Below are 19,860 nucleotides of genomic sequence, written 5' to 3' on the forward strand. Positions count from 1 at the left end.
CGCTGGCCTATCGCCGCATGGGCTGAGGAAAGCCTTTTGCAGAGTCGCCGCCGAGGCGGGCCTCACCCCGCACGAGATCATGGCGATCAGCGGCCATACGACCTTGAAGGAGGTCGCGCGCTACACCCTCGCCGCCGACAGAAAGAGGATGGCGGTCGAGGGGATGCGAAAGTTCGAACAGCGAACAGGGTGTGGAAACCCCCCGAAAGGGGTTTCCAATGACTGCAACTAACTAATTGGCGGCAAAGAGGAACAGATGATGGATGGTGGAGCCAGGCGGGATCGAACCGCCGACCTCGTGAATGCCATTCACGCGCTCTCCCAACTGAGCTATGGCCCCAGCGTCAAGACGGTCTCCGGCTTAGGTCGTTCGGAGCCGACCCGTTGTCAAGCATCGGCGTAGACGCAGCCTAAGAACGCTTTGGATGCACGGGGATTACCAAGGGCGGGTGGGGCTGGCAAGGCCTTCACCCAACGCTCAGGTTTCTTCGGCCTTCCCCGGCCCGCCGACGATACCGGTGACGTCGGCTTCGCCGTCCTCTTCCTCCTCTTCGAGGAAGGTGTCGTCGTCCCCGGCGGCTGGAATTCCTTCAGCATCCTCGCCGAGATCGGCGATCTCTTCATCGTCGACGACGTCCGGCGCCTCCGCCTCTTCAAGGCTGATGACTTCCACACCCTTCATCACCGGGATGTCGATCTCATCTTCCTCTTCCTTGCGCGCCTCGGCAGCCGCTGCGGCGCGCTCGCGTCGGGTCGGCGGCGTGACTTGATAAACGGTTTGACAGACGGGGCAGATGATTGGCGACCGATTCAAGTCGTAAAACCGCGCCCCGCAGCTCGGGCAAACGCGCTTGCTTCCCCGTGCGGGTTTCGACATTGAGGCTCCTCGTGTCTTGCGATGTTTCGCCCCCCATTGCCACGCCTCTTCTGTGCTGTCAAAAGCTATCGAGCACCCTAAATCGCCAATCCTGGGTCCGATGCCGCAGCCCCTGACCGCTAGCCGTTCCGCGCGCTTCAAGGGCCGGGTCCGCGTGCCGGGCGATAAATCGATCTCCCACCGCGCTTTGATCCTGGGGGCGCTCGCCACCGGACGCACACCCATCTCGGGCCTGCTCAAGGCCGACGACGTGATGGCCACGGCCAGGGCCGTCTCCGCCTTGGGCGCGGAAGTGACCGAGGTGGAGGGCGGTTTCGAGGTCCTGGGTCAAGGCGTGGGCGGGCTGCTCGCCCCGGACGCGCCGCTCGATTTCGGCAATTCGGGAACCGGCAGCCGCCTGATGCTCGGCGTCGCCGCCGGCCACGACATGGAAGCCGAGTTCACCGGCGACGAGTCGCTGTGCCGCAGGCCGATGGGCCGCGTGCTCGCGCCACTTCAAACCATGGGGCTGCTTGTGGAGGGCGGGCGCACGACATTGCCGCTGCGCGTCCGCGGCACGCGCGATCTCGTTCCCATCGTGTACGAGCTTCCGGTTCCCTCGGCCCAAGTGAAATCGGCGATACTGCTCGCCGGCCTCCATGCGCCGGGACGCACCACCGTCATCGAGTCCGCGCCAAGCCGCGACCATACCGAACGCATGCTCGCCCATTTCGGCGCAGAGGTGACCGTGGTGGAACGCGATGGCGCGCGCGCCAGTACGGTTGGCGGCGACGCCGAGCTTCGCGGCAGACCTGTTGAGGTCCCGGGCGACCCGAGTTCGGCCGCCTTCGCGATCGCTGCCGCGATCATCTGCGAGGGTTCGGATATCACCGTGGAGCACGTCTTGATGAATCCGACGCGCACGGGCTTCATCGACACGCTCCGCGAGATGGGCGCCGACATCGAGCTACTCGGCCTGCGCGATGCAGGCGGCGAGCCTGTCGGCGATTTGCGGGTGCGGACAAGCGCCCTGAAAGGCGTGCGCGTGCCATCCGAGCGCGCGCCAGCCATGATCGACGAATATCCCATTCTGGCTGTCGTCGCGGCCTTCGCCGAGGGTGAAACGCGCATGCAGGGCCTAGCCGAGCTAAGAGTAAAGGAGAGCGACCGCCTTTCCGCGACTGCGGCCGGTCTCCTCGCTTGCGGTGTCGAAGCCGCTATCGAAGGTGACCATCTCATCGTCATCGGCAGCAGCGAGGTGCCGGGCGGCGGCATGGTGGCCACGCATATGGACCACCGCATCGCCATGGCGTTTCTGATCCTCGGCCTCGGCGCCCGTGCGCCGGTCACGGTCGACGACACGAGCATGATCGCCACCAGCTTCCCGGAATTCGTACCTCTGATGACAGGCCTCGGCGGACAGTTCTCATGAGCGCCGGAATGATCATCGCCATTGACGGACCAGCCGCCTCGGGCAAGGGCACTTTGGGCAAGCGCGTCGCGGCCCATTACGGCCTCGCCCATCTCGATACTGGGGCGCTCTATCGCGCCGTCGCCCGCGACGCTCTCGCGGCCGGTGGCGATCTGGCAGATGCTGGGGCCGCTCTCGCCGCGTCGCGGGCGCTCGATCCCGCGACCCTCGGCGATCCATGCTTGCGCACCCCAGCACTGGGCGAGGCGGCCTCGGTGGTCGCGCGCGATCCAGACGTGCGCGCGGCCCTCCTTGCCTATCAGCGTGATTTTGCACGGAAGCGCCCGGGCGCGGTCCTCGATGGCCGTGACATCGGCACGGTGATTTGCCCCGATGCCGACGTGAAGCTGTTCGTCACGGCAAGCCCGGAGGAGAGGGCCCGGCGCCGCTACAAGGAACTCGAGGCCTGTGGCGTGAACATAACCGAGGCGCTCGTTCTTGCCGATATCAGGCGCCGGGACGAACGCGACAGCGGGCGGGAAACGGCCCCTTTGCGTCAGGCCGAGGACGCGTACTTGCTCGACACCACGAATTTGGATATAGACGCGGCGTTCAGGGCCGCGATCGACTTGATCGATGCTGCGATGGGCTGTGCAGGGCGGGTCGTTTGAGGCCATGCCCATTTCGCATTGGCGCACCCTATTCCGATGTTTTCCCATGGGCGAGCAAGCGGAGGCAGCAGGGCGCCATGAATGGTCTTGCCTTTAGCTTCACGACCCTACCGCGGTTTGGAAGCGGGCGGCGTCATCGGACGCATGGAGAGGTAGATTTATGATGGGACGACCAGGAGCCTAGATGAACGAGCCGCAAACCAGTTTGAGCCACCCGAGCCACGACGAGTTCGCAGCTTTGCTTGAGGAGTGCCTAACCGGCACCTCCCTTCAGGAAGGCAATGTCGTCAAGGGTACCGTCGTCTCCATCGAAAAGGACGTTGCGGTTATCGATGTCGGTCTGAAGACCGAAGGCCGCGTTCCGCTGAAGGAGTTCAGTCTCCCAGGCCGCCCGGCCGATCTGTCGGTGGGCGATCAGGTCGATGTCTATCTCGAGCGCGTGGAGAATTCGCTCGGCGAGGCGGTGCTCTCGCGCGAAAAAGCTCGCCGCGAGGAAAGCTGGACGCGACTCGAAGAGAAATACAAGGCCGGCGAACGCGTCGAAGGCGTGATCTTCAATCGCGTCAAAGGCGGATTCACCGTCGATCTTGATGGCGCCGTAGCCTTCCTTCCGGGCAGCCAGGTCGACATTCGTCCGATCCGCGACGTCGGACCTCTCATGAACATGATGCAGCCGTTCCAGATCCTGAAGATGGATCGCCGCCGCGGCAATATCGTCGTCTCGCGCCGCTCGGTGCTCGAGGAGAGTCGCGCCGAGAAGCGGAGCGAGATCGTGGCTCGCCTCGAAGAGGGCCAAGTCATCGATGGCGTGGTCAAGAACATCACCGACTACGGCGCCTTTATCGATCTCGGCGGCATCGACGGTCTCCTGCATGTCACCGACATGGCATGGAGACGCGTCAATCATCCAAGCGAGATCGTGAATGTGGGCGACACGGTGAAGGTGCAGATCATCCGTATTAATTCCGAAACCCAGCGCATCAGCCTCGGCATGAAGCAGCTTGAGTCCGATCCTTGGCAGGGCATCGCCGCCAAATATCCGGTCGGTACGCGCTTCAAGGGCACCGTCACCAACATCACCGACTACGGCGCCTTCATCGAGCTTGAGCCTGGTGTCGAGGGCCTCATCCACGTCTCCGAGATGAGCTGGACCAAGAAGAACATCCACCCCGGCAAGATCATTTCGACGAGCCAGGAGGTTGAGGTCCAGGTGCTCGAGGTCGATCCTGACAAGCGGCGCATCTCGCTCGGCCTGAAGCAGACCCAGGAAAACCCGTGGGAAGCGTTCACGCGCAACAACCCGCCCGGCACCCAGCTCGAAGGTCAGATCCGCAACATCACCGAATTCGGTCTCTTCATCGGGCTCGATGGCGGCATCGACGGCATGGTTCATCTGTCGGATCTCGACTGGACCAAGCAGGGCGAAGAAGCGCTCAAGGATTACAAGAAGGGCGACAACGCCAAGGCCGTGGTCCTGGAGGCGGATGCCGAGAAGGAGCGTATCAGCCTCGGCATCAAGCAGCTCACGCCCGATCCCTTTGCGTCCGGCGCGCCGACCGAGAAGCTCAAAAAGGGCATGCGCGTTACCTGTGAGGTCACTGCGGTCAAGGATAACGGGCTTGAGGCGAGGATCATCGACAATGACCTCACCACCTTCGTCCGCCGTTCCGACCTGTCCCGCGATCGTTCCGAGCAGCGTCCGGATCGCTTCGGGGTCGGCGAGAAATTCGATGCCGTCGTGACGCAGGTCGATGCCAAGACGCGTAAGATCACCGTGTCGATCAAGGCGCTCGAAATCGCCGAGGAGAAAGAGGCTGTCGCGCAGTACGGCTCGACCGACTCCGGTGCCTCGCTGGGCGATATTCTTGGTGCCGCGCTGAATAAGGCCAAGGACGACGACGACGAGGACGAGGACGAGGAAGACGCCGTCGAGGACGCGGAGCCGGCCGCAAAGCCGAAGCGGAAGAGCCGCAAGGCCAAGGCCGAAGCTGACGCCGATCAGGAGACGGGGTCCGGCGCTGACGCGTCCGAAGAATAGCGACGATGCGCGGCGCGGCGTGAGCGAAGCGATCACATCCTTGCCCGTACGTTTCTTTCAGGAGGCCGCATGTCCCTCGACGCCGAAAGCGTGATCGATCGCCGCCGCCTGAAGCGGCGGCTGACGTTTTGGCGCGTTGCGGCGGTGGTCCTCGGGCTCGGCTTCATCGTTGCGCTGAGCCTGAGCGAGCAAACCGGCTCGCCGAGCTTCCTGCCACACGTGGCCCGGGTTTCGATCAGCGGCGTCATCACCGACGATGCCGAGATGCAGGACCTGATCGACCGGGTGGCAAAGTCCGACCAGGTCAAGGCGGTCATTCTCGACATCAATAGCCCAGGCGGCACCACCACCGGCGGCGAGGCCATGTACGACGCGGTGCGGCGGCTGGCGGAAAAGAAGCCGGTCGTTGCGGTGTGCGGCACGCTCGCGACCTCCGCCGCCTATATCGTCGCGCTCGCCACTGACCGCATCTTTGTCTACGGCAACACCATCACCGGCTCGGTCGGCGTGATCTTTCAATGGGCCGACGTGACCGAGCTCATGAAGACGCTCGGCATCAAGGTCGAAGAGGTGCGGAGCGGGCAGCTGAAGGCGGTACCGAACCCCTTCCAGCCGACTGACGAGAGGGCCCGCGAGCTGACGGAGGAGATGGTGCAGGAGGCCAAGGTCTGGTTTGTCGACCTGGTCGAAAAGCGACGCGAGATCGAGCCTGCAAGCATTCCGGGGCTGACCGAGGGCCGCATCTATTCCGGGCGCCAAGCGGTCGAATACAAGCTCGTGGATCAAATCGGAGATGAGAAGACGGCAATGAAATGGCTGCGCAAGGAGCGCACGGTCGCGCAGGGCCTGCGCGTCGTGGAATGGAAGCCGAAGAGCGACAGTGAAGGTCTGTTCGGCTGGATGCTCCACTCCATGGCGACCGCCATCGGCATCCCGGCGGAGCAAATTGCCGGCATAATTACTCAAGTTTCTTCGAGGCTTAAGCTTGACGGTCTCATTTCCGTTTGGCACCCTGCGCAAGGCTAGAGGGGCGGTGCGGGCAGAGATTGCCGGCCGGTGGGGCGTACAATGATCAAGTCGCAGTTGATTCAGCGCGTGGCCGGTGCCAATCCGCATCTCTTCCATCGAGATGTTGAGCGCATCATCAGTATAGTGCTCGACGAAATTACCAGCGCGCTCGCGCGCGGCGACCGCGTCGAGCTGCGTGGGTTCGGTGCCTTCACGGTGAAGCACCGGGCAGCACGGCAGGGACGCAATCCTCGCACCGGCGACACGGTGTTCGTGGAGGACAAATACGTCCCCTTCTTCAAAACGGGCAAGGAGCTGCGCGAGCGCCTGAACCCGAACGGCGACGACAGCCATTAAAGCTCGAGCGACCTGAGAGGAGCGTCGGTGCGGCGCAAACTCATTCTCGGCCTCATCGTGATTCCGCTCGGCGTGCTGCTCGCGGCGCTCGCCGTCGTCAATCGCCACGCCGCCACGCTTTATCTCAACCCGTTGGGGGGAGGCGATGCTGGCCCCGCCCTTGAGGCGCCGCTCTTCCTCTTCCTGCTCGCCGCCCTCGCCGTCGGTCTCATCGTCGGCGGCTGTGCCACCTGGCTCAGTCAGGGCAAATGGCGGCGCACGGCACGCGAGACGAAAAGCGAGGCCCGCGCCTTGCGGCGTCAGGCCGATCGCCTCGAGAAAGAGCTGGAAGGCGGCGCCGACAGGCGTGCCCCGCCTCGCGCCCGGCTCGCCGCGGACTGAGTAGACACTTCCTTATCCATTTCCGGCGCGTTTGGCCTTGCTGGGTCCCGGTTTCGACATGTTGCAGTGCGATGGACTTGGGGCCCTGGATTGCCTAGGGTGGCCCTGCGCATGCCCTATGCCACGGGGCGCATCCTCATCCGCGAGCTAAATTGGTGTCGGTGAAGGTCAAAATCTGCGGCGTACGCACCCCTGCAATCTTGGACGCAGCGGCGGAAGCCGGTGCCGACTATGTCGGCTTCGTCTTCTTTCCGAAGAGCCCGCGCCATATCGAGGTGGCCCAGGCACGTTCGCTTGCGGACAGAGCCAAGGGGCGCGTCGCGACGGTGGCCGTCCTCGTCGATCCCGATGACGGTCTGATCGACCGCGTCGTCGGCCTGGTCGGCCCCGACATTCTTCAGTTGCATGGCAGCGAGCGCCCCGACCGCGTTGCCGCGATCAAGGCCCGCGCCGGGCGCACTGTCTTCAAGGCTGTAGGGGTCTCCGATGCCGCCGAAGCTGCAAGCGCCGCGCTTTATGCAAAGACCGCCGACATGGTGCTGTTCGACGCGAAGCCTTTGCCCACCTATAGTCTGCCTGGGGGCAATGGCGTGAGCTTCGACTGGACCCGACTGCGGGGCCTTTCGCTCAAGGAACCCTTCGGGCTGTCCGGTGGCCTGACCGCCGACAATGTCGCCGAAGCCATCGCGCTGACTGGAGCATCTTTGGTCGACGTCTCCTCCGGCGTCGAGCATGCCCCGGGCGAGAAGGATGCGGCCCTTGTGGCACGCTTCATTGCGGCGGCAAAAGCGGCGGAACTACGCCAACAGGCGAAAGCGTCATGAGCGCCCGGACCGAGCAAAGCGCGTTAAACACCTATCGTGGCGGCCCGGACGAGCGCGGCCATTTTGGTTTGTATGGCGGCCGTTTCGTCGCCGAGACGCTGATGCCGCTCATTCTGGATCTGGAGCGCGCCTATACCGAGGCAAAGGACGATCCGAGCTTCCAGGCCGACCTGACCGGTATGCTCGCCCATTATGGCGGCCGACCGAGTCCGCTCTATTTCGCCGAGCGCATGACCGAGCATCTCGGCGGCGCCAAGATCTATTTCAAGCGCGACGAGCTGAACCACACCGGCTCGCACAAGATCAACAACTGCCTCGGTCAGATCCAGCTTGCGCGCCGCATGGGCAAGACCCGCATCATCGCCGAGACCGGCGCCGGGCAGCACGGCGTTGCGGTGGCGACGGTCGCCGCGCGCTTCGGCCTGCCCTGCGTGGTCTATATGGGCGCGACCGACATCAAGCGGCAGCGCCCCAACGTCTTTCGCATGAAGCTGCTCGGCGCCGAAGTGCAGCCCGTCACCTCCGGTTCCGGCACACTCAAAGACGCCATGAACGACGCGCTGCGCGATTGGGTCGCCAATGTCGACGACACGTTCTACATCATCGGCACCGTGGCCGGCCCGCACCCCTATCCCGCCATGGTGCGCGATTTCCAATCGGTGATCGGCAAGGAAGTGCGCGAGCAGATGCTCGAGCGCGAGGGACGTCTTCCCGACAGCCTCGTCGCCTGCATCGGCGGCGGCTCCAACGCCATGGGACTCTTTCATAGTTTCCTCGACGATCCCTCTGTCGCCATCTATGGGGTCGAAGCCGGCGGCTATGGCCTCGATGTGGCGAGCGGCCACGCAGCCTCGATGACCGGCGGCAAGCCGGGCGTGCTCCACGGCAACCGCACCTATCTTCTCCAGGACGACGACGGGCAGATCATCGAGGGCCACTCCATCTCGGCCGGTCTCGATTATCCCGGGGTGGGTCCCGAGCATGCCTGGCTCAGGGATTCCGGCCGCGTGAATTACGTTTCGGTGACCGATAAGGAAGCGCTCGACGCGTTTCAGCTTTGCACGAGCCTCGAAGGCATCATCCCCGCGCTCGAGCCCTCGCACGCGCTCGCTTATGTGCAGAAGCTTGCACCCACGCTGCCGCCCGACAATCTCCTGGTGATGAATCTTTGCGGGCGCGGCGACAAAGATATTTTCGCCGTGGCCGAGCATCTCGCGATGGAGATGTAAGCGTGACGCGCATCGACAGAAAATTTGAAGAGTTGAAGCGGGAGGGCCGAGCCGGCCTCGTCACTTTCGTGACCGCGGGCGATCCAGACTATGAAACCTCGCTCAAGATCCTGAAAGGCCTGCCGGCGGCCGGTGCCGATGTCATCGAGTTCGGCATGCCTTTCTCCGATCCCATGGCCGACGGCCCGGCGATCCAGATGTCCTCCCAGCGTGCGCTTAAGGGTGGGCAGACCATGGTCAAGACGCTCGCCATGGTGCGCAGCTTTCGCGAGCAGGACCAAACCACGCCCATCGTGCTCATGGGCTATTACAACCTGATCTATGTCTACCCGGTCGATCGCTTCATCCTCGACGCCATCAAAGCAGGCGTGGACGGTCTGATCGTGGTTGATGTCCCGCCCGAGGAAGACGAGGAGCTGTGCGTTCCGGCGCTGAAGGCGGGGCTCAACTTCGTTCGTCTTGCGACCCCCACCACCGACGCCAAAAGGTTGCCGGCCGTTCTCGCCAACACCTCGGGTTTCGTCTATTACGTATCTATCGCAGGCATCACCGGCACCGCCGCGCCCGACATTGGCGACGTGAAGGCGCATCTCGGCTGCATCAAGGCACATACGGCCTTGCCGATCGCCGTGGGCTTCGGCGTGAAGACACCGGAACAGGTGAGTGCGATCGCCGAGATTGCCGAAGGCGTCGTCGTTGGCTCCGCCATCGTCACGGCCCTAGCCGACAGCCTCGATCAGGCGGGCAAGGCGACGGCGGCAACGTCCTCCGGCGTCCTTGGACTGGTCGGACGCTTGGCGTCAGCTTTGCGCCACCCCGCTGAAGCCGCGGCGCTGCGGGCATGAAACGAACGTGATGTGATCGCTTTTCGAGAGTTCGGTACACCGTGAACTGGATCAACAACGTTGTCAGGCCGAAGATCAGGAGCATCCTCCGCAAGAAGGAGGTGCGCGACAATCTTTGGGTGAAGTGCCCCGAGACGGGGCAGATGATCTATTACAAGGACCTTGAGGCCAATCAGTTCGTGGTCCCGGGCTCCAACTATCATATGCGGATGTCCGCATCGGCCCGCCTCAAGCACATCTTCGATGACGGCGACTACGATGCGATTGCGCTGCCCGAAGTCCCGCTCGATCCCCTCAAGTTCCGCGACGAACGCCGCTACACCGACCGCCTGAAAGACGCCCGCAACAAGACCGGCCTCACCGACGCCGTGCTCGTCGGCGCCGGCCGTCTTGAGGGCCAGCGCATCGTCGCCGCAGTGCAGGATTTCGATTTCCTTGGCGGCTCGCTCGGCACCGCCGCAGGCGAGGGGGTCATCGCCGGCATGCGCGCCGCGGTCAAGCGCCAGACACCCTTTATCCTTTTTGCGGCCTCGGGCGGCGCCCGCATGCAGGAGGGCATTCTGTCGCTCATGCAGATGCCACGCACGACGGTCGCCGTGCAGGAGTTGCGCGAGGCGAAGCTTCCCTATGTCGTCGTGCTCACTCATCCGACCACTGGCGGCGTGACGGCCTCCTACGCCATGCTTGGCGATATTCACATCGCGGAGCCAGGCGCCCTGATCGGATTTGCGGGCCCGCGCGTGATCGAGCAGACCATCCGCGAGCAGCTACCGCCCGGCTTCCAACGCGCCGAATATCTGCTCGACCACGGCATGGTCGACATGGTTGTGCACCGGCACGCCTTGCGCGGGACGCTGGCGCGCATTTGCCATCTGCTCACGCATCGCCGGCCCGAGCGCGAGATCGCCATTCCCGAGGAACTCGGCGGTATCGTCTATCACGCCCCGGCCTCGACGCTCATCTCGGGCGACGGCAACGTCATCGAAACCGAGATATTTTCTGAGGATGACGATGAGTCCGTCCGCAGCTCAGGTAACGGTGTCGACCCCAACCCACCCCAAAGCAACTAAGGCCTCCGCACTTGACGACGTTGCCCCATAGCGACGGGGATCGTTCACCGCGTCCGCTTGTCTCAGCGAGCACAACCCTGCTCGAGAGCCTGAAAGCGCTGCACCCGCAGTCCATCGATCTGTCCCTGGGGCGCATCGAGCGCCTCCTTGCCGCGCTCGGTCATCCCGAAGAGAGCCTGCCGCCGATGGTGCATGTTGCGGGGACAAATGGCAAAGGCTCTCTGATCGCTTTCCTGCGCGCGATTGCGCAAGCGCTCGGCGCGCATGTGCATGTCTACACCTCGCCGCATCTCGTCAACTTCCATGAGCGCATCGTTCTGGCGGGACCGAACGGCGCCGCGCCCATCGGCGAAGCCCAGCTCGTCGACTGCCTGGCCCGCGCCGAGGCCGCCAATAGCGGCGAGCTCATCACACTCTTTGAGATCACGACCGCCGCCGCGTTTCTTGCTTTCGCCGAGACCCCGGCGGATTTGCTGCTGCTCGAGACCGGGCTCGGCGGCCGCCTCGATGCAACCAATGTCGTGGCGAAGCCGCTGCTGACGGCGATCACGCCGATTTCCATCGACCATGTCTCCTTTCTCGGCGAGACCTTGACGGCAATCGCGGGCGAGAAGGCGGGCATCCTGAAGCCGGGCGTGCCCTGCGTGGTGGGACGGCAGGAGCAGCAGGCCCTGGACGTGATCGAGGCTCGTGCCGCCGCCATCGGCGCGCCGCTGCATATCGCAGGCCGCGACTTTGACACGTTCGAGCAGCAGGGACGCCTGATCTTCCAGACCAATTCCACCTTGCTGGATCTGCCGCTGCCGCGGCTTGCCGGCAGGCACCAGATCGACAATGCCGGGGCGGCCATCGCCGCGGCCAGCATCGTGTTCGGAGATACCCTCAGGGGCGATGCCATCGACCACGGCCTCACCCATGCCGTCTGGCCGGCGCGGCTCGAACGGCTGCCGCCGGGCGGCCTGCATGCTTATGTCGGCGACGGCACCGAGATCTGGCTCGATGGCGGTCATAATCCTGCCGGCGGCCAGGTCATCGCCCACGCCCTCGCCGAGCTTGACGAGCGCCTGCCGCGCCCCGTGCATCTCATCTGGGGCATGATGGAGACCAAGGACGCACACGCCTTCATCGCCCCCTTCAAGGGATTGGTTGAGCGCGTCTATACCGTTCCGATTCCGGATGAAGCCAATGCCTTCGACGCCGAGCCTCTCGCATCGATTGCCGCGGACGAGGGTTTCGAGGTCGTGGCCGCCAATAGCGTGCCCGAAGCTCTCATGCAGTCGGGCGCCGCGCTGCGCGGCCCGTCGCGCGTGCTCATTTGCGGCTCGCTCTATCTGGCGGGACAAGTACTGAAGCTGCACGGCGCAGCCAGCGCGGCCGCGCGTTCCGGCGCGTAGCGCTGAGAGTTAGACGAAACTGGAAAGACGCGCGGGCTACGCCGTGATCGACCCGGTGATCCAGTCGGCAAGACGGTTTTTCGGCTGCGCGCCTGTCTGCGTCGCGGCCAGCTCGCCATCCATGAAGATCATCAGCGTCGGGATCGCGCGCACATTGTAGCGCGACGGCGTACGCGGATTTTCGTCGATGTTGATCTTGGCGATCTTCACCTTGCCGTTCATTTCCTTAGCGATCTCTTCGAGCGCGGGCGCGATCTGCCGGCAGGGTCCGCACCACTCGGCCCAAAAATCCACAACCACAGGAGTCGTCGATTTAAGCACTTCGGCCTCGAAGGTATCGTCGGAAACGATCTGGGTCGCCATTGGCATCTCCTGAATTCCCCGGCGACAACCGCTCGGGCCGGCAGGGGCAACCTAGGTATCGGCCTACGCGGCGTCAAGGCTCGCCCCCCGCCGTAGAATGCGGCGTTCGGCAGCATCAAGAAATGGCGAGTCGATCTCCATAAGGCGCGGGCCGTCGGTCCACAATAAAGCGGTTCGAATCGCCCGCCCGGGGAAAAGGCTCGCGAGCGCAACCCGGTAAGCGGCGAGCTGGGCGATATAGGCGGGCGACACGTCCTTTTGCCGTGTCGGCGGCGGCCGGTTGGTCTTGTAGTCGAGGACCAGAAGGGCATCGTCGAGGATCGCCAGGCGGTCGATCTGGCCTTCGAGATCGAAACCTTCAACGCCTTCGCCAATACGCGCCATGATCGGCACTTCGGCCAAGCTTCCGGGCGCGAACAGGGGAGCAAAGTCCGGCTCCCGTACGATCGCCAAGGTTTCCGCTACGACCTCCTCCAGAATCGTGGAGGTGAGATCGCTGCCCCCTGCGGCCACAAAGGCTCGCGCGGCGCGCTCCTGATCGGCGGCTCCAACCTTCGGCAGATGCTGCAACAGGGCATGCACGAGCCGCCCACGGGCGTAGCGGCTGTCGGCGGCAAGCGCTCGCGGACCGAGAGGGGGCTGCTCCATGAAATAAGCGGCAAGGCCTAGTTCGACGTCGGCGCCGATTCCGGATGGCGTGAGCCTGAGCCGGGACGGTTCGGGCATGGCCGGCCGGCGCGCCCAGTCCGGGAGCGGCGGCGGCGCTGGCCGCTCCTTTGAGGTTTGCGTCCCTGTTACTGGATTGTCCTGCGGGCTTGCCAGCCGCAATACGGCGCGGCCAGCTTCGGCCTCGGCCTCCGTCAGCACGCCGGCGAGGCCGTCTTTGACGAGGCGGTACCAGGAAAGACTGTCGGGCTCCTTCTGGCCTTGCCAGCCGCAGACATAGAGCCGGTCTTGTGCCCGCGTCATCGCCACGTAGAGCAGGCGATTATATTCCTCGAGGTCCGCCTGTTTTTGCCGCTCCTTGGCCTCCTCCAGCACCTGGAGATCGGCGCCGCCCGGCGCCCAGACCAGATGGCCGATCTCGTCCGGCGGGACGTCCAGCCTATCCAGCTTGTAGAGGCGCGGCCCTTGCAGGCGCGGCGTCATGCAGGTGTCGGGCAGAAACACGATCGGCGCTTGGAGGCCCTTGGCGCCATGCACCGTCATGATGCGAACCTCGTCGCGCTCCTGCTCCATGTCGCGCTTGATCTCGAGGTCGCCAGCGCGCAGCTGATCGATAAAGCCTTGCAGCGAGGGTGCCGCATCGCGGTCGTAGGCGAGCGCGAGGTCGAGGAACTCATCGATCGCCTCCGCGGCCTCGGGGCCGAGTCGCGTCAGCAGGTGCTTGCGCATCTCCTGGTCGTTCTCGACGAGCACTCCGGCGAAGAACTCGTAAGGCGGGATGAAGTCGATGCGCCCGGCCCATTTGTTGAGGCGGTCCGCTGTCGCCGCGAAACGCGGGTCTTCGCCCTTCTTGCCATTGAGCGTGGACCAGAGGGAGCGTGTGCGCCCATAGGCCACGCGGAACAGGTCGTCGTCATTGAAATTGAAGAATGGGCTCTTGAGGACCACCGCGAGCGACAAGTCGTCGTCGCGCATCAAGAGCACATCCGCCAGTGCCGCGAGATCCTGCACTGCGAGTTGCTCCATCAGGCGCATGCGGTCGGCGCCCGCCACGGGAACGCCTTCGCGCTTCAGCGCCCGGATCATGGGCGCGGTGAACGGCTCGCGCCGCCGCACGAGGATCAGCACGTCGCCGGCTCGGATCGGCCGGCCGGCGGACTCCAATTCCTGGTCTTCCGCGAGCCAGGACTTGATGCAGCGCGCGATGCGCCCGCACAGGGCATCCACCGCGCGGGCACCGACACTGCTTTCGTTCCACGGCTCGAAGGGCGGTGCGGCTTGCGGCTTCGCGTCCGCCTCCGCCGCCCATAGCTCCACCAGCCCGGCCTGACCGTGTCGAAAGGCGTGATGCTGGATGACGGCATTTTCCTGCCACGTCAGCCCCTTGGCGGCTTCGGGCTTCGCAAACACCTCGTCGACCGCTTTCAGCACCGGCACCGTGGAGCGAAAGGAGAGATTGAGCGGCACCTCGTGCCAGGTGAGATCGATCGCTGCGGCGCGTTGCCGGAAGGCTCGTCCAACCTCTGCGAAACGTGCGGGATCGGCACCCTGAAAGCTGTAGATCGACTGCTTCTCGTCGCCGACGGCGAAAAGCGTGCGGGTCTGCTCGCTCGCGCCTTCGCCCGCGAAGAACTCTTCCGCCAGACGCTCGATAATGCCCCATTGCGCGGGATTGGTGTCCTGGGCCTCGTCGACCAGAATATGGTCCATGCCGCCGTCGATCTTGTAGAGCACCCAGGCAGCCGCGCCCGCGCGCGACAGGAGGTTCGCCGCTTTGACGATCAGATCCTCGTAGTCGAGCGCGACCTCGGCCTGCTTGCGCCGCTGATACTCGCCTTGCACCGCGTCGGCGATCAAGAGCAGTGCGCTGCTCGCTTCCGCCGCGCGCAGCAGAGAAAGCCTGCGATCGGTCTCCGCAAAAGTCACATGCGCCGCGTCGAGGGCGGCACAGACGCCGGGCGCATCCGTTTTGAAACCGGCGCTGCACATCCGCTTGCGCGGCTTTCCCTCCCCCGTACAGAACAGGTTGCGCAAGGCAGCGATCCGCGCCTCGCCGACCGTGCCTTTGACGGACGACAGTGCCACGGCGACGCGATCGTCGTCCTTCGTGCAGCCGAAACTCTGTAACGCAGAGATAGAGTCATCGATGATGCCGTCGCTGATGACATTGGCGACGGTCTCGACGAGCGCGTCCTCGCAATCCTGTTCGATGTCGAAGAGCTGCTTCAGGGCCGCGCATTCCGCCGCCGCCCAATCGCCGAGGCCGTCATGCAGCGCCATCATGCGCTGGAGCGCCTCGCGCTTGGCGATCACGGTGTCCACCACCTGGCGGAATTGCTCCTCCGCCGCGACGCCGATGATCTTGGCGAGCGCCTTGCCGAGCATACCGTCACGCTCCTCGGCGGCCCGTGCGATGACCGCATCGAAGGCAGCGCGTCGCAGCAGCACGGCGCTTCGTTCATCGAGAACGGCAAAATGTGGACTGACGCCGGCTTCCAGCGGGAAGCGCTGCAACAGGCGCTCGCAAAAGCCGTGGATGGTATAAATCTTGAGCCCGCCTTTTGCCTCCAAGGCTTGCGCGAAAAGCCGCCGTGCGCTCCGCATCTCTGCGTCGTCAGGCTCTCTGCCGTTGAGGCGCAGCAGCCGGGCGCGCAACTTTTCTTCAGACGTTGTCGCCCACTTGGCCAGCTCCTTGAGCAGCCGGTTCGACATCTCCGCGGCAGCGGACTTCGTGTAGGTGAGGCAGAGGATTTTTTCCGGCCGCGACCCCGCGAGCAGGAGGCGCAAGCCGCGCCGCACGAGCACCTCGGTCTTGCCCGTGCCGGCATTCGCCGACACCCAGGCCGAGGCGGAAGGGTCCGAAGCCCGTGCCTGATTGGCGTCGGCGTCGTTGAGGAGGTTCGTTCCGCTCATCGGAAATCCTCTTCGGCATCGGCCGTCAGCCACTCCTTCAGGCGGGCAAGCTGCTCATAGTCGTCATAGCGATAAAGCTTTTGGAAGGCGGCGCCTGGACGGCGTTTCACCTCGTAGGGCGTGTCGGCGTAAGAGAAATGCATAACCAGGGCCTCGAGCGCAACCCGTGCGGCCGCGGCAAGCATCTCAGGCGATGCAGAGGCCGCGTCCTGTTCTTCGCCGCCTGTGTATCGTCCCGTCGCCCGGATGTAGCGCAGCGATTCGACGGTATGCGGACGAAGCTCACCGAAGCCGCCGCCCAACGCGATGGCAGCCTCCAGGGGGAGCTGCGGCGCAAACAATTCGCCGACCTGTTTCGGTCCGGGTACGCTTCCGGTCTTGTAGTCATAGATCCTGACGCTGCCATCCTCGGTGACGTCGATACGGTCGGCACGCGCGGTGAGGCGGAATTCGACGTCGAGCCCGAGATCGAGCGCGCCTTCGACCTCGGTCTCGGTGCGGAGATTGCCCGTGCGGCGCGCCGGTTCCGTCGCGGCGAACCACCGTGCGAAGCGCTGGAAGTGGGGACGCCAGAACGCTTCGACACGAGGCGAGCCGCCGAGATTGGCGAAGCGCCGATCCGCGATCGCAACCAGCGCGCCCAAGATGTCGTCCGGCAGAGTGTCGGGATATTGGACGGCGAAATCATGGAGCGCGCCGTGCACGATCTGACCCCGAAGCGACTGATCCGGCTCGGCCTCCAGCGCCTCGAATGGATAAAGCTTGAGAATGTCCCTTGCGAAAATCTCATAAGGATTCGCGAGCCAACGTTCGATGCGGGTCACGCTCAGACTGCACGGACGGCTTTCGACAGGCGGACGGGGCGCGGGCGGAGACGCAGGTGCAAAGTGGTCGACCCGGTCGCGTTCACGGGCCCAGGCGAGCCACGGCTCCTTCGGCGCGATCTTCTCCTGCAACCTCGCGGCGTCCACGAGCGCGAGCAGGCGCTGCAGCCAGCGCGAGGGCACCGTCTCGACGCCGTCCACCTTGAGCGCGCGGGTGAGATAGACAGCTTGCGCGCCCAAGCCTTGCGCGAAGTCGTGAGCTGAGAGACCCATGCGCCGTTCAGGCGGGGGAAGCCCGAGCGCCTCCCGCATCGGGCGGCTGAGCCAGGGGTCCGCCTCCTGCGGCCGAGGCCACACGCCTTCATTGAGGCCGCCGAGAATGACGATGTCCGGCTGCTGGAGACGGGCTTCGAGCGGTCCCCATATAAAGAGGCGGGGATGGGCGGCGGCGCGGGGGCGGACCACCTGGCCCGCCAGTAGGCTGCGATAGAAGGACGGGTAGTCGCCGGCGCTCAAGGCGAGCCCGCTGCCTTTGGCGATCAGTTCGGCCATCAGCACGGACAGTGCTTCGCCGGCTTCGCCCTGCCAAAGCCCGTTTGCGGACGCGTTCGCGTCTTGCGCCAAAGCATCGGCCACGGCGCTGTGGGCGGTGGCTATTCCAGTTGCGGACCGTAAACCGCGACCGGCGACGAGGCTCGTCAGCGGCGCAAACGCCTCTTCAAGATCGGCGACGAGCTTCAATGCATCGGCTTGCGCCTCCTCGCCGATACGGCGGTGTTTGTCCTCGTCCCGCGCCGCTTTGAGCGCGCTCGCAACGCCCTCCAAGCCCTGTCCGACATAGACGTTCCGGAACGCGCCGCGTTCGACCGCGCGCGCGGCCTTCCGAATCTCGCCGGGGCGGCGGCCCACGAGCGTCAGCGGGTGCTTGAGCAGCGCCATGAGCTGCGCCGGGCCGAAATTGCTTTCCATCGCGCCGAGGATGAGATCGAGAAAGGCGCCGGGTGCGCTGCGCGTGAGCGGCACTCCCGCCGAATCGTCGATGGTCAGGTTGAAGCCTCTGAGCCGCGCGGCAACACGGCGTGCGAGGACCCGATCGGGCGTAATGAGCGCCGCGGTCTTGCCCGCGATGTCGCTGGAGGATTTGAGGATCAGCGCGATGGCCTCGGCCTCGTCATGGGCGGTCGGCGCCGCGAAACTCTGAAGTCCCGAGACCGCGTTGGCGAGGCTCGCCCGTCCTTGCGGCGAAAGCCCATCGTCGTTGAGAAAGTTCTGCCAAAGATCCGTGCTCTCGGCCGGGCGCAGTGCCTCGCACACAAGATGCAGCCGGGCACGCTGCATGGCGTCGGGCGCGCTGCCTGCGACATACGCGACAGAACTGCGCTCGACCCCGAGCCTGCGCAGCAACTCAGCCATGCCGGCCTGAGGATGCTCGGGATATTTTGGCAAGGAAGCCCAGCTCTCAGGATCGAGGTCGATATCGAGCCCGGGCAGCACTACCGCGCCCTGCGGCAAGGACGCGATCACCTCAAGCAGCCGCGCGGTGGCAGGCACCGTCCCGGTCGAGCCTGCGGCGATCACGGGATATGCCGGCGGATCGGCGGCGAGACGATCGGTCTCCTCATGCATCAACGCGTTGCGGCGTGCCACCGGCGAGACGAGACCGTTATCGGCGAGATAATCGGGCCAGTGCTGCGTGACGATCTTGAGGAAGTCGGCGGTGATTTCCCAATGCGCCGCGTGAGCTTCCGGCACGATATTTTCGAGCGCGTCGAGAGTGACTTCTTCATTCTCGATGAAGTCCATCAGCCGCGCGAGATCGGCCGCAAGATGCGACGCTTGCGCGGGCGTCCCGCCGAGAATGGGGAGCATATCGGCGGGATCGGCGATTGCGTCGCGGCGCAGGACCGATCCCCAGGCAAGAATAAGCCGCATAAGTGCAAGGCGCCGCGGCAGCGCCCCGATCGCAGCCACGCCCGCAGCACCATCGTCGGCCTCGGTGCCCGCCCCGAAGACAAGGGCGGCATCTTCGTCCGGATCGCCAAGGGTCCGGATGCGCGGCAGCAGCAGGGCGTTGCTCCCGCTTTCGGATAGGAAAGCCTCGCGCAGGCCCCGCGCAGCCCGCCGCGTCGGCAGATAGATTGTGGTGAGCGGAAGGGAGAGTGGGTCCGGCTGCAATCCTCCGGCGATCGGCAGGTCGCCATGGAGCAGAGCACGCGCGAGGATGGTCAGGAACGGCGCCGAAGGCGGGATGGTGTAGAGCCGCGGCGTGGCTGACAAAGGCTCAGGCACCTTCTCGCTCGAATGAGGCCTCGGCCTCGGTGAGGGCTTCCGGGGTGCCGACATGCATCCAGCATCCGTCGAGTGGCGCGCCGTACAGCCTTCCGCGCTGGAGCGCCCGGTCCCAGAGGAGGTTCAGCGAAAACGGGACAGCCGGACTGTCGGCGAAAAGCCGCGCTTCGCAGAGGGAGACGCCGGCAAAGGCGAAGGGGACGGTGTCGCGGTCGCCGCGGCGCGTGAGGCGCCCGTCAGGCTCCATCGCAAAGTCGCCACGTCCGGCAAAGCCGATGCTTGTCTTGAGCGGAGCGAGCAGCAAGAGGCAGTCCATGGCATCTGGGTTCCACAACCGCGTCATGTGCAGCAGCGCCGGCGTTGGACCCTCGCGCCAAACCGAATCGGAGTTGTGAATGAAGAACGGCCCATCGCCGAGAAGCGGCAGCGCCTTCATCGCTCCGCCGCCCGTATCGAGCAACTGCGCGCGCTCGTCGGAGATGACGATGGCAGGCTTTCGTCTTGCGCGGAGATGCAGCTCAAGAAGATCGGCGAGGTAATGCACGTTCACGACGGTCTTTTCGACGCCGGCATCCGCCAGACGATCCAGCACATGATCGATGAGCGGACGGCCGGCGAGCGGGACGAGGGGCTTAGGGATGCGCGAGGTGAGCGGCCGCATGCGCTCGCCATAACCCGCAGCCAGCACCATCGCGGTCTTGACCGCCGTCATGGGGAGATG

Annotated in this window: 16 protein-coding genes, 1 tRNA gene and 1 pseudogene; 12 read left to right on the forward strand and 6 right to left on the reverse strand. The window is 64.9% G+C overall.

Translation table 11 applies throughout. From position 1 onward, the window contains the following. A pseudogene (locus tag ACR2J1_RS11275) lies at window positions 1–232 on the forward strand (tyrosine-type recombinase/integrase); the annotation flags it as partial. 32 nt (window positions 233–264) lie between these two features. Here ACR2J1_RS11275 and ACR2J1_RS11280 read toward each other — a convergent pair. Both ACR2J1_RS11280 and ACR2J1_RS11285 read right to left on the reverse strand, forming a co-directional pair. Beyond that, a tRNA-Ala gene (locus ACR2J1_RS11280) sits at window positions 265–340 on the reverse strand. Between the two features lie 138 nt (window positions 341–478). Continuing rightward, the gene (locus ACR2J1_RS11285; RefSeq protein WP_434019421.1) at window positions 479–877 is read right to left on the reverse strand and encodes a TIGR02300 family protein; all 399 of its coding nucleotides are present in this window, start codon (window positions 875–877) and stop codon (window positions 479–481) included. 100 nt (window positions 878–977) lie between these two features. Here ACR2J1_RS11285 and aroA point away from each other — a divergent pair, with 100 nt between their 5' ends. The 11 genes from aroA to ACR2J1_RS11340 all read left to right on the forward strand — a co-directional run bounded on the left by aroA (window position 978) and on the right by ACR2J1_RS11340 (window position 12,084). Continuing rightward, window positions 978–2,288, forward strand: coding sequence for a 3-phosphoshikimate 1-carboxyvinyltransferase (gene aroA, locus ACR2J1_RS11290; protein ID WP_434019422.1), 1,311 nt, complete (start codon window positions 978–980; stop codon window positions 2,286–2,288). Between the two features lie 8 nt (window positions 2,289–2,296). Continuing rightward, on the forward strand, window positions 2,297–2,938 hold the full coding sequence (locus ACR2J1_RS11295) for a (d)CMP kinase (RefSeq protein ID WP_434019423.1): 642 nt from the start codon (window positions 2,297–2,299) through the stop codon (window positions 2,936–2,938). 184 nt (window positions 2,939–3,122) lie between these two features. Continuing rightward, the gene (gene rpsA, locus ACR2J1_RS11300; protein ID WP_434019424.1) at window positions 3,123–4,976 is read left to right on the forward strand and encodes a 30S ribosomal protein S1; all 1,854 of its coding nucleotides are present in this window, start codon (window positions 3,123–3,125) and stop codon (window positions 4,974–4,976) included. 69 nt (window positions 4,977–5,045) lie between these two features. Next, on the forward strand, window positions 5,046–6,002 hold the full coding sequence (sppA, locus tag ACR2J1_RS11305) for a signal peptide peptidase SppA (protein ID WP_434019425.1): 957 nt from the start codon (window positions 5,046–5,048) through the stop codon (window positions 6,000–6,002). A gap of 42 nt (window positions 6,003–6,044) precedes the next feature. Then, a complete protein-coding gene (ihfB, locus tag ACR2J1_RS11310) occupies window positions 6,045–6,341 on the forward strand; it encodes an integration host factor subunit beta (protein ID WP_434019426.1) in 297 nt (98 codons plus the stop codon). A 27-nt stretch (window positions 6,342–6,368) separates the two neighbouring features. Next, a complete protein-coding gene (locus tag ACR2J1_RS11315; protein ID WP_434019427.1) occupies window positions 6,369–6,722 on the forward strand; it encodes a LapA family protein in 354 nt (117 codons plus the stop codon). Window positions 6,723–6,877: 155 nt separating this feature from the next. Further along, window positions 6,878–7,546: a phosphoribosylanthranilate isomerase gene (locus tag ACR2J1_RS11320; protein ID WP_434019428.1), complete on the forward strand. Its 669-nt coding sequence runs from the start codon at window positions 6,878–6,880 to the stop codon at window positions 7,544–7,546. After that, window positions 7,543–8,775 carry a tryptophan synthase subunit beta gene (trpB, locus tag ACR2J1_RS11325; RefSeq protein ID WP_434019429.1) on the forward strand — a complete coding sequence of 411 codons (1,233 nt, stop codon included), beginning with the start codon at window positions 7,543–7,545 and terminating at the stop codon, window positions 8,773–8,775. The genes ACR2J1_RS11320 and trpB overlap by 4 nt, the downstream gene beginning before the upstream one ends. 2 nt (window positions 8,776–8,777) lie before the next feature. Then, window positions 8,778–9,620 (forward strand): tryptophan synthase subunit alpha, encoded by an 843-nt coding sequence (gene trpA, locus ACR2J1_RS11330; protein WP_434019430.1) that lies wholly within the window; start codon window positions 8,778–8,780, stop codon window positions 9,618–9,620. Window positions 9,621–9,661: 41 nt separating this feature from the next. Further along, window positions 9,662–10,690, forward strand: coding sequence for an acetyl-CoA carboxylase, carboxyltransferase subunit beta (gene accD, locus ACR2J1_RS11335; protein WP_434019431.1), 1,029 nt, complete (start codon window positions 9,662–9,664; stop codon window positions 10,688–10,690). An 11-nt stretch (window positions 10,691–10,701) separates the two neighbouring features. After that, window positions 10,702–12,084 carry a bifunctional folylpolyglutamate synthase/dihydrofolate synthase gene (locus ACR2J1_RS11340; RefSeq protein WP_434019432.1) on the forward strand — a complete coding sequence of 461 codons (1,383 nt, stop codon included), beginning with the start codon at window positions 10,702–10,704 and terminating at the stop codon, window positions 12,082–12,084. A 36-nt stretch (window positions 12,085–12,120) separates the two neighbouring features. Here ACR2J1_RS11340 and trxA read toward each other — a convergent pair whose 3' ends face one another. The 4 genes from trxA to ACR2J1_RS11360 all read right to left on the reverse strand — a co-directional run bounded on the left by trxA (window position 12,121) and on the right by ACR2J1_RS11360 (window position 19,851). Beyond that, the gene (gene trxA, locus ACR2J1_RS11345; RefSeq protein WP_434019433.1) at window positions 12,121–12,447 is read right to left on the reverse strand and encodes a thioredoxin; all 327 of its coding nucleotides are present in this window, start codon (window positions 12,445–12,447) and stop codon (window positions 12,121–12,123) included. Between the two features lie 63 nt (window positions 12,448–12,510). After that, a complete protein-coding gene (gene addA, locus ACR2J1_RS11350) occupies window positions 12,511–16,026 on the reverse strand; it encodes a double-strand break repair helicase AddA (RefSeq protein WP_434019434.1) in 3,516 nt (1,171 codons plus the stop codon). After that, window positions 16,023–19,127 (reverse strand): double-strand break repair protein AddB, encoded by a 3,105-nt coding sequence (gene addB, locus ACR2J1_RS11355; protein WP_434019435.1) that lies wholly within the window; start codon window positions 19,125–19,127, stop codon window positions 16,023–16,025. The genes addA and addB overlap by 4 nt, the downstream gene beginning before the upstream one ends. A gap of 4 nt (window positions 19,128–19,131) precedes the next feature. Continuing rightward, window positions 19,132–19,851, reverse strand: coding sequence for a nucleotidyltransferase family protein (locus ACR2J1_RS11360; protein ID WP_434019436.1), 720 nt, complete (start codon window positions 19,849–19,851; stop codon window positions 19,132–19,134). Window positions 19,852–19,860 lie beyond the last annotated feature (9 nt).

The sequence above is a fragment of the Methyloceanibacter sp. genome (assembly GCF_050999895.1).
Lineage (GTDB): Bacteria > Pseudomonadota > Alphaproteobacteria > Rhizobiales > Methyloligellaceae > Methyloceanibacter.

Bases quoted from the DNA above. Each gene is read 5' to 3' on its own strand.
- ACR2J1_RS11285 (WP_434019421.1), bottom strand. From the start codon at position 877: ATGTCGAAACCCGCACGGGGAAGCAAGCGCGTTTGCCCGAGCTGCGGG.
- aroA (WP_434019422.1), top strand. From the start codon at position 978: ATGCCGCAGCCCCTGACCGCTAGCCGTTCCGCGCGCTTCAAGGGCCGG.
- ACR2J1_RS11295 (WP_434019423.1), top strand. From the start codon at position 2,297: ATGATCATCGCCATTGACGGACCAGCCGCCTCGGGCAAGGGCACTTTG.
- rpsA (WP_434019424.1), top strand. From the start codon at position 3,123: ATGAACGAGCCGCAAACCAGTTTGAGCCACCCGAGCCACGACGAGTTC.
- sppA (WP_434019425.1), top strand. From the start codon at position 5,046: ATGTCCCTCGACGCCGAAAGCGTGATCGATCGCCGCCGCCTGAAGCGG.
- ihfB (WP_434019426.1), top strand. From the start codon at position 6,045: ATGATCAAGTCGCAGTTGATTCAGCGCGTGGCCGGTGCCAATCCGCAT.
- trpB (WP_434019429.1), top strand. From the start codon at position 7,543: ATGAGCGCCCGGACCGAGCAAAGCGCGTTAAACACCTATCGTGGCGGC.
- trxA (WP_434019433.1), bottom strand. From the start codon at position 12,447: ATGGCGACCCAGATCGTTTCCGACGATACCTTCGAGGCCGAAGTGCTT.
- addA (WP_434019434.1), bottom strand. From the start codon at position 16,026: ATGAGCGGAACGAACCTCCTCAACGACGCCGACGCCAATCAGGCACGG.
- ACR2J1_RS11360 (WP_434019436.1), bottom strand. From the start codon at position 19,851: ATGACGGCGGTCAAGACCGCGATGGTGCTGGCTGCGGGTTATGGCGAG.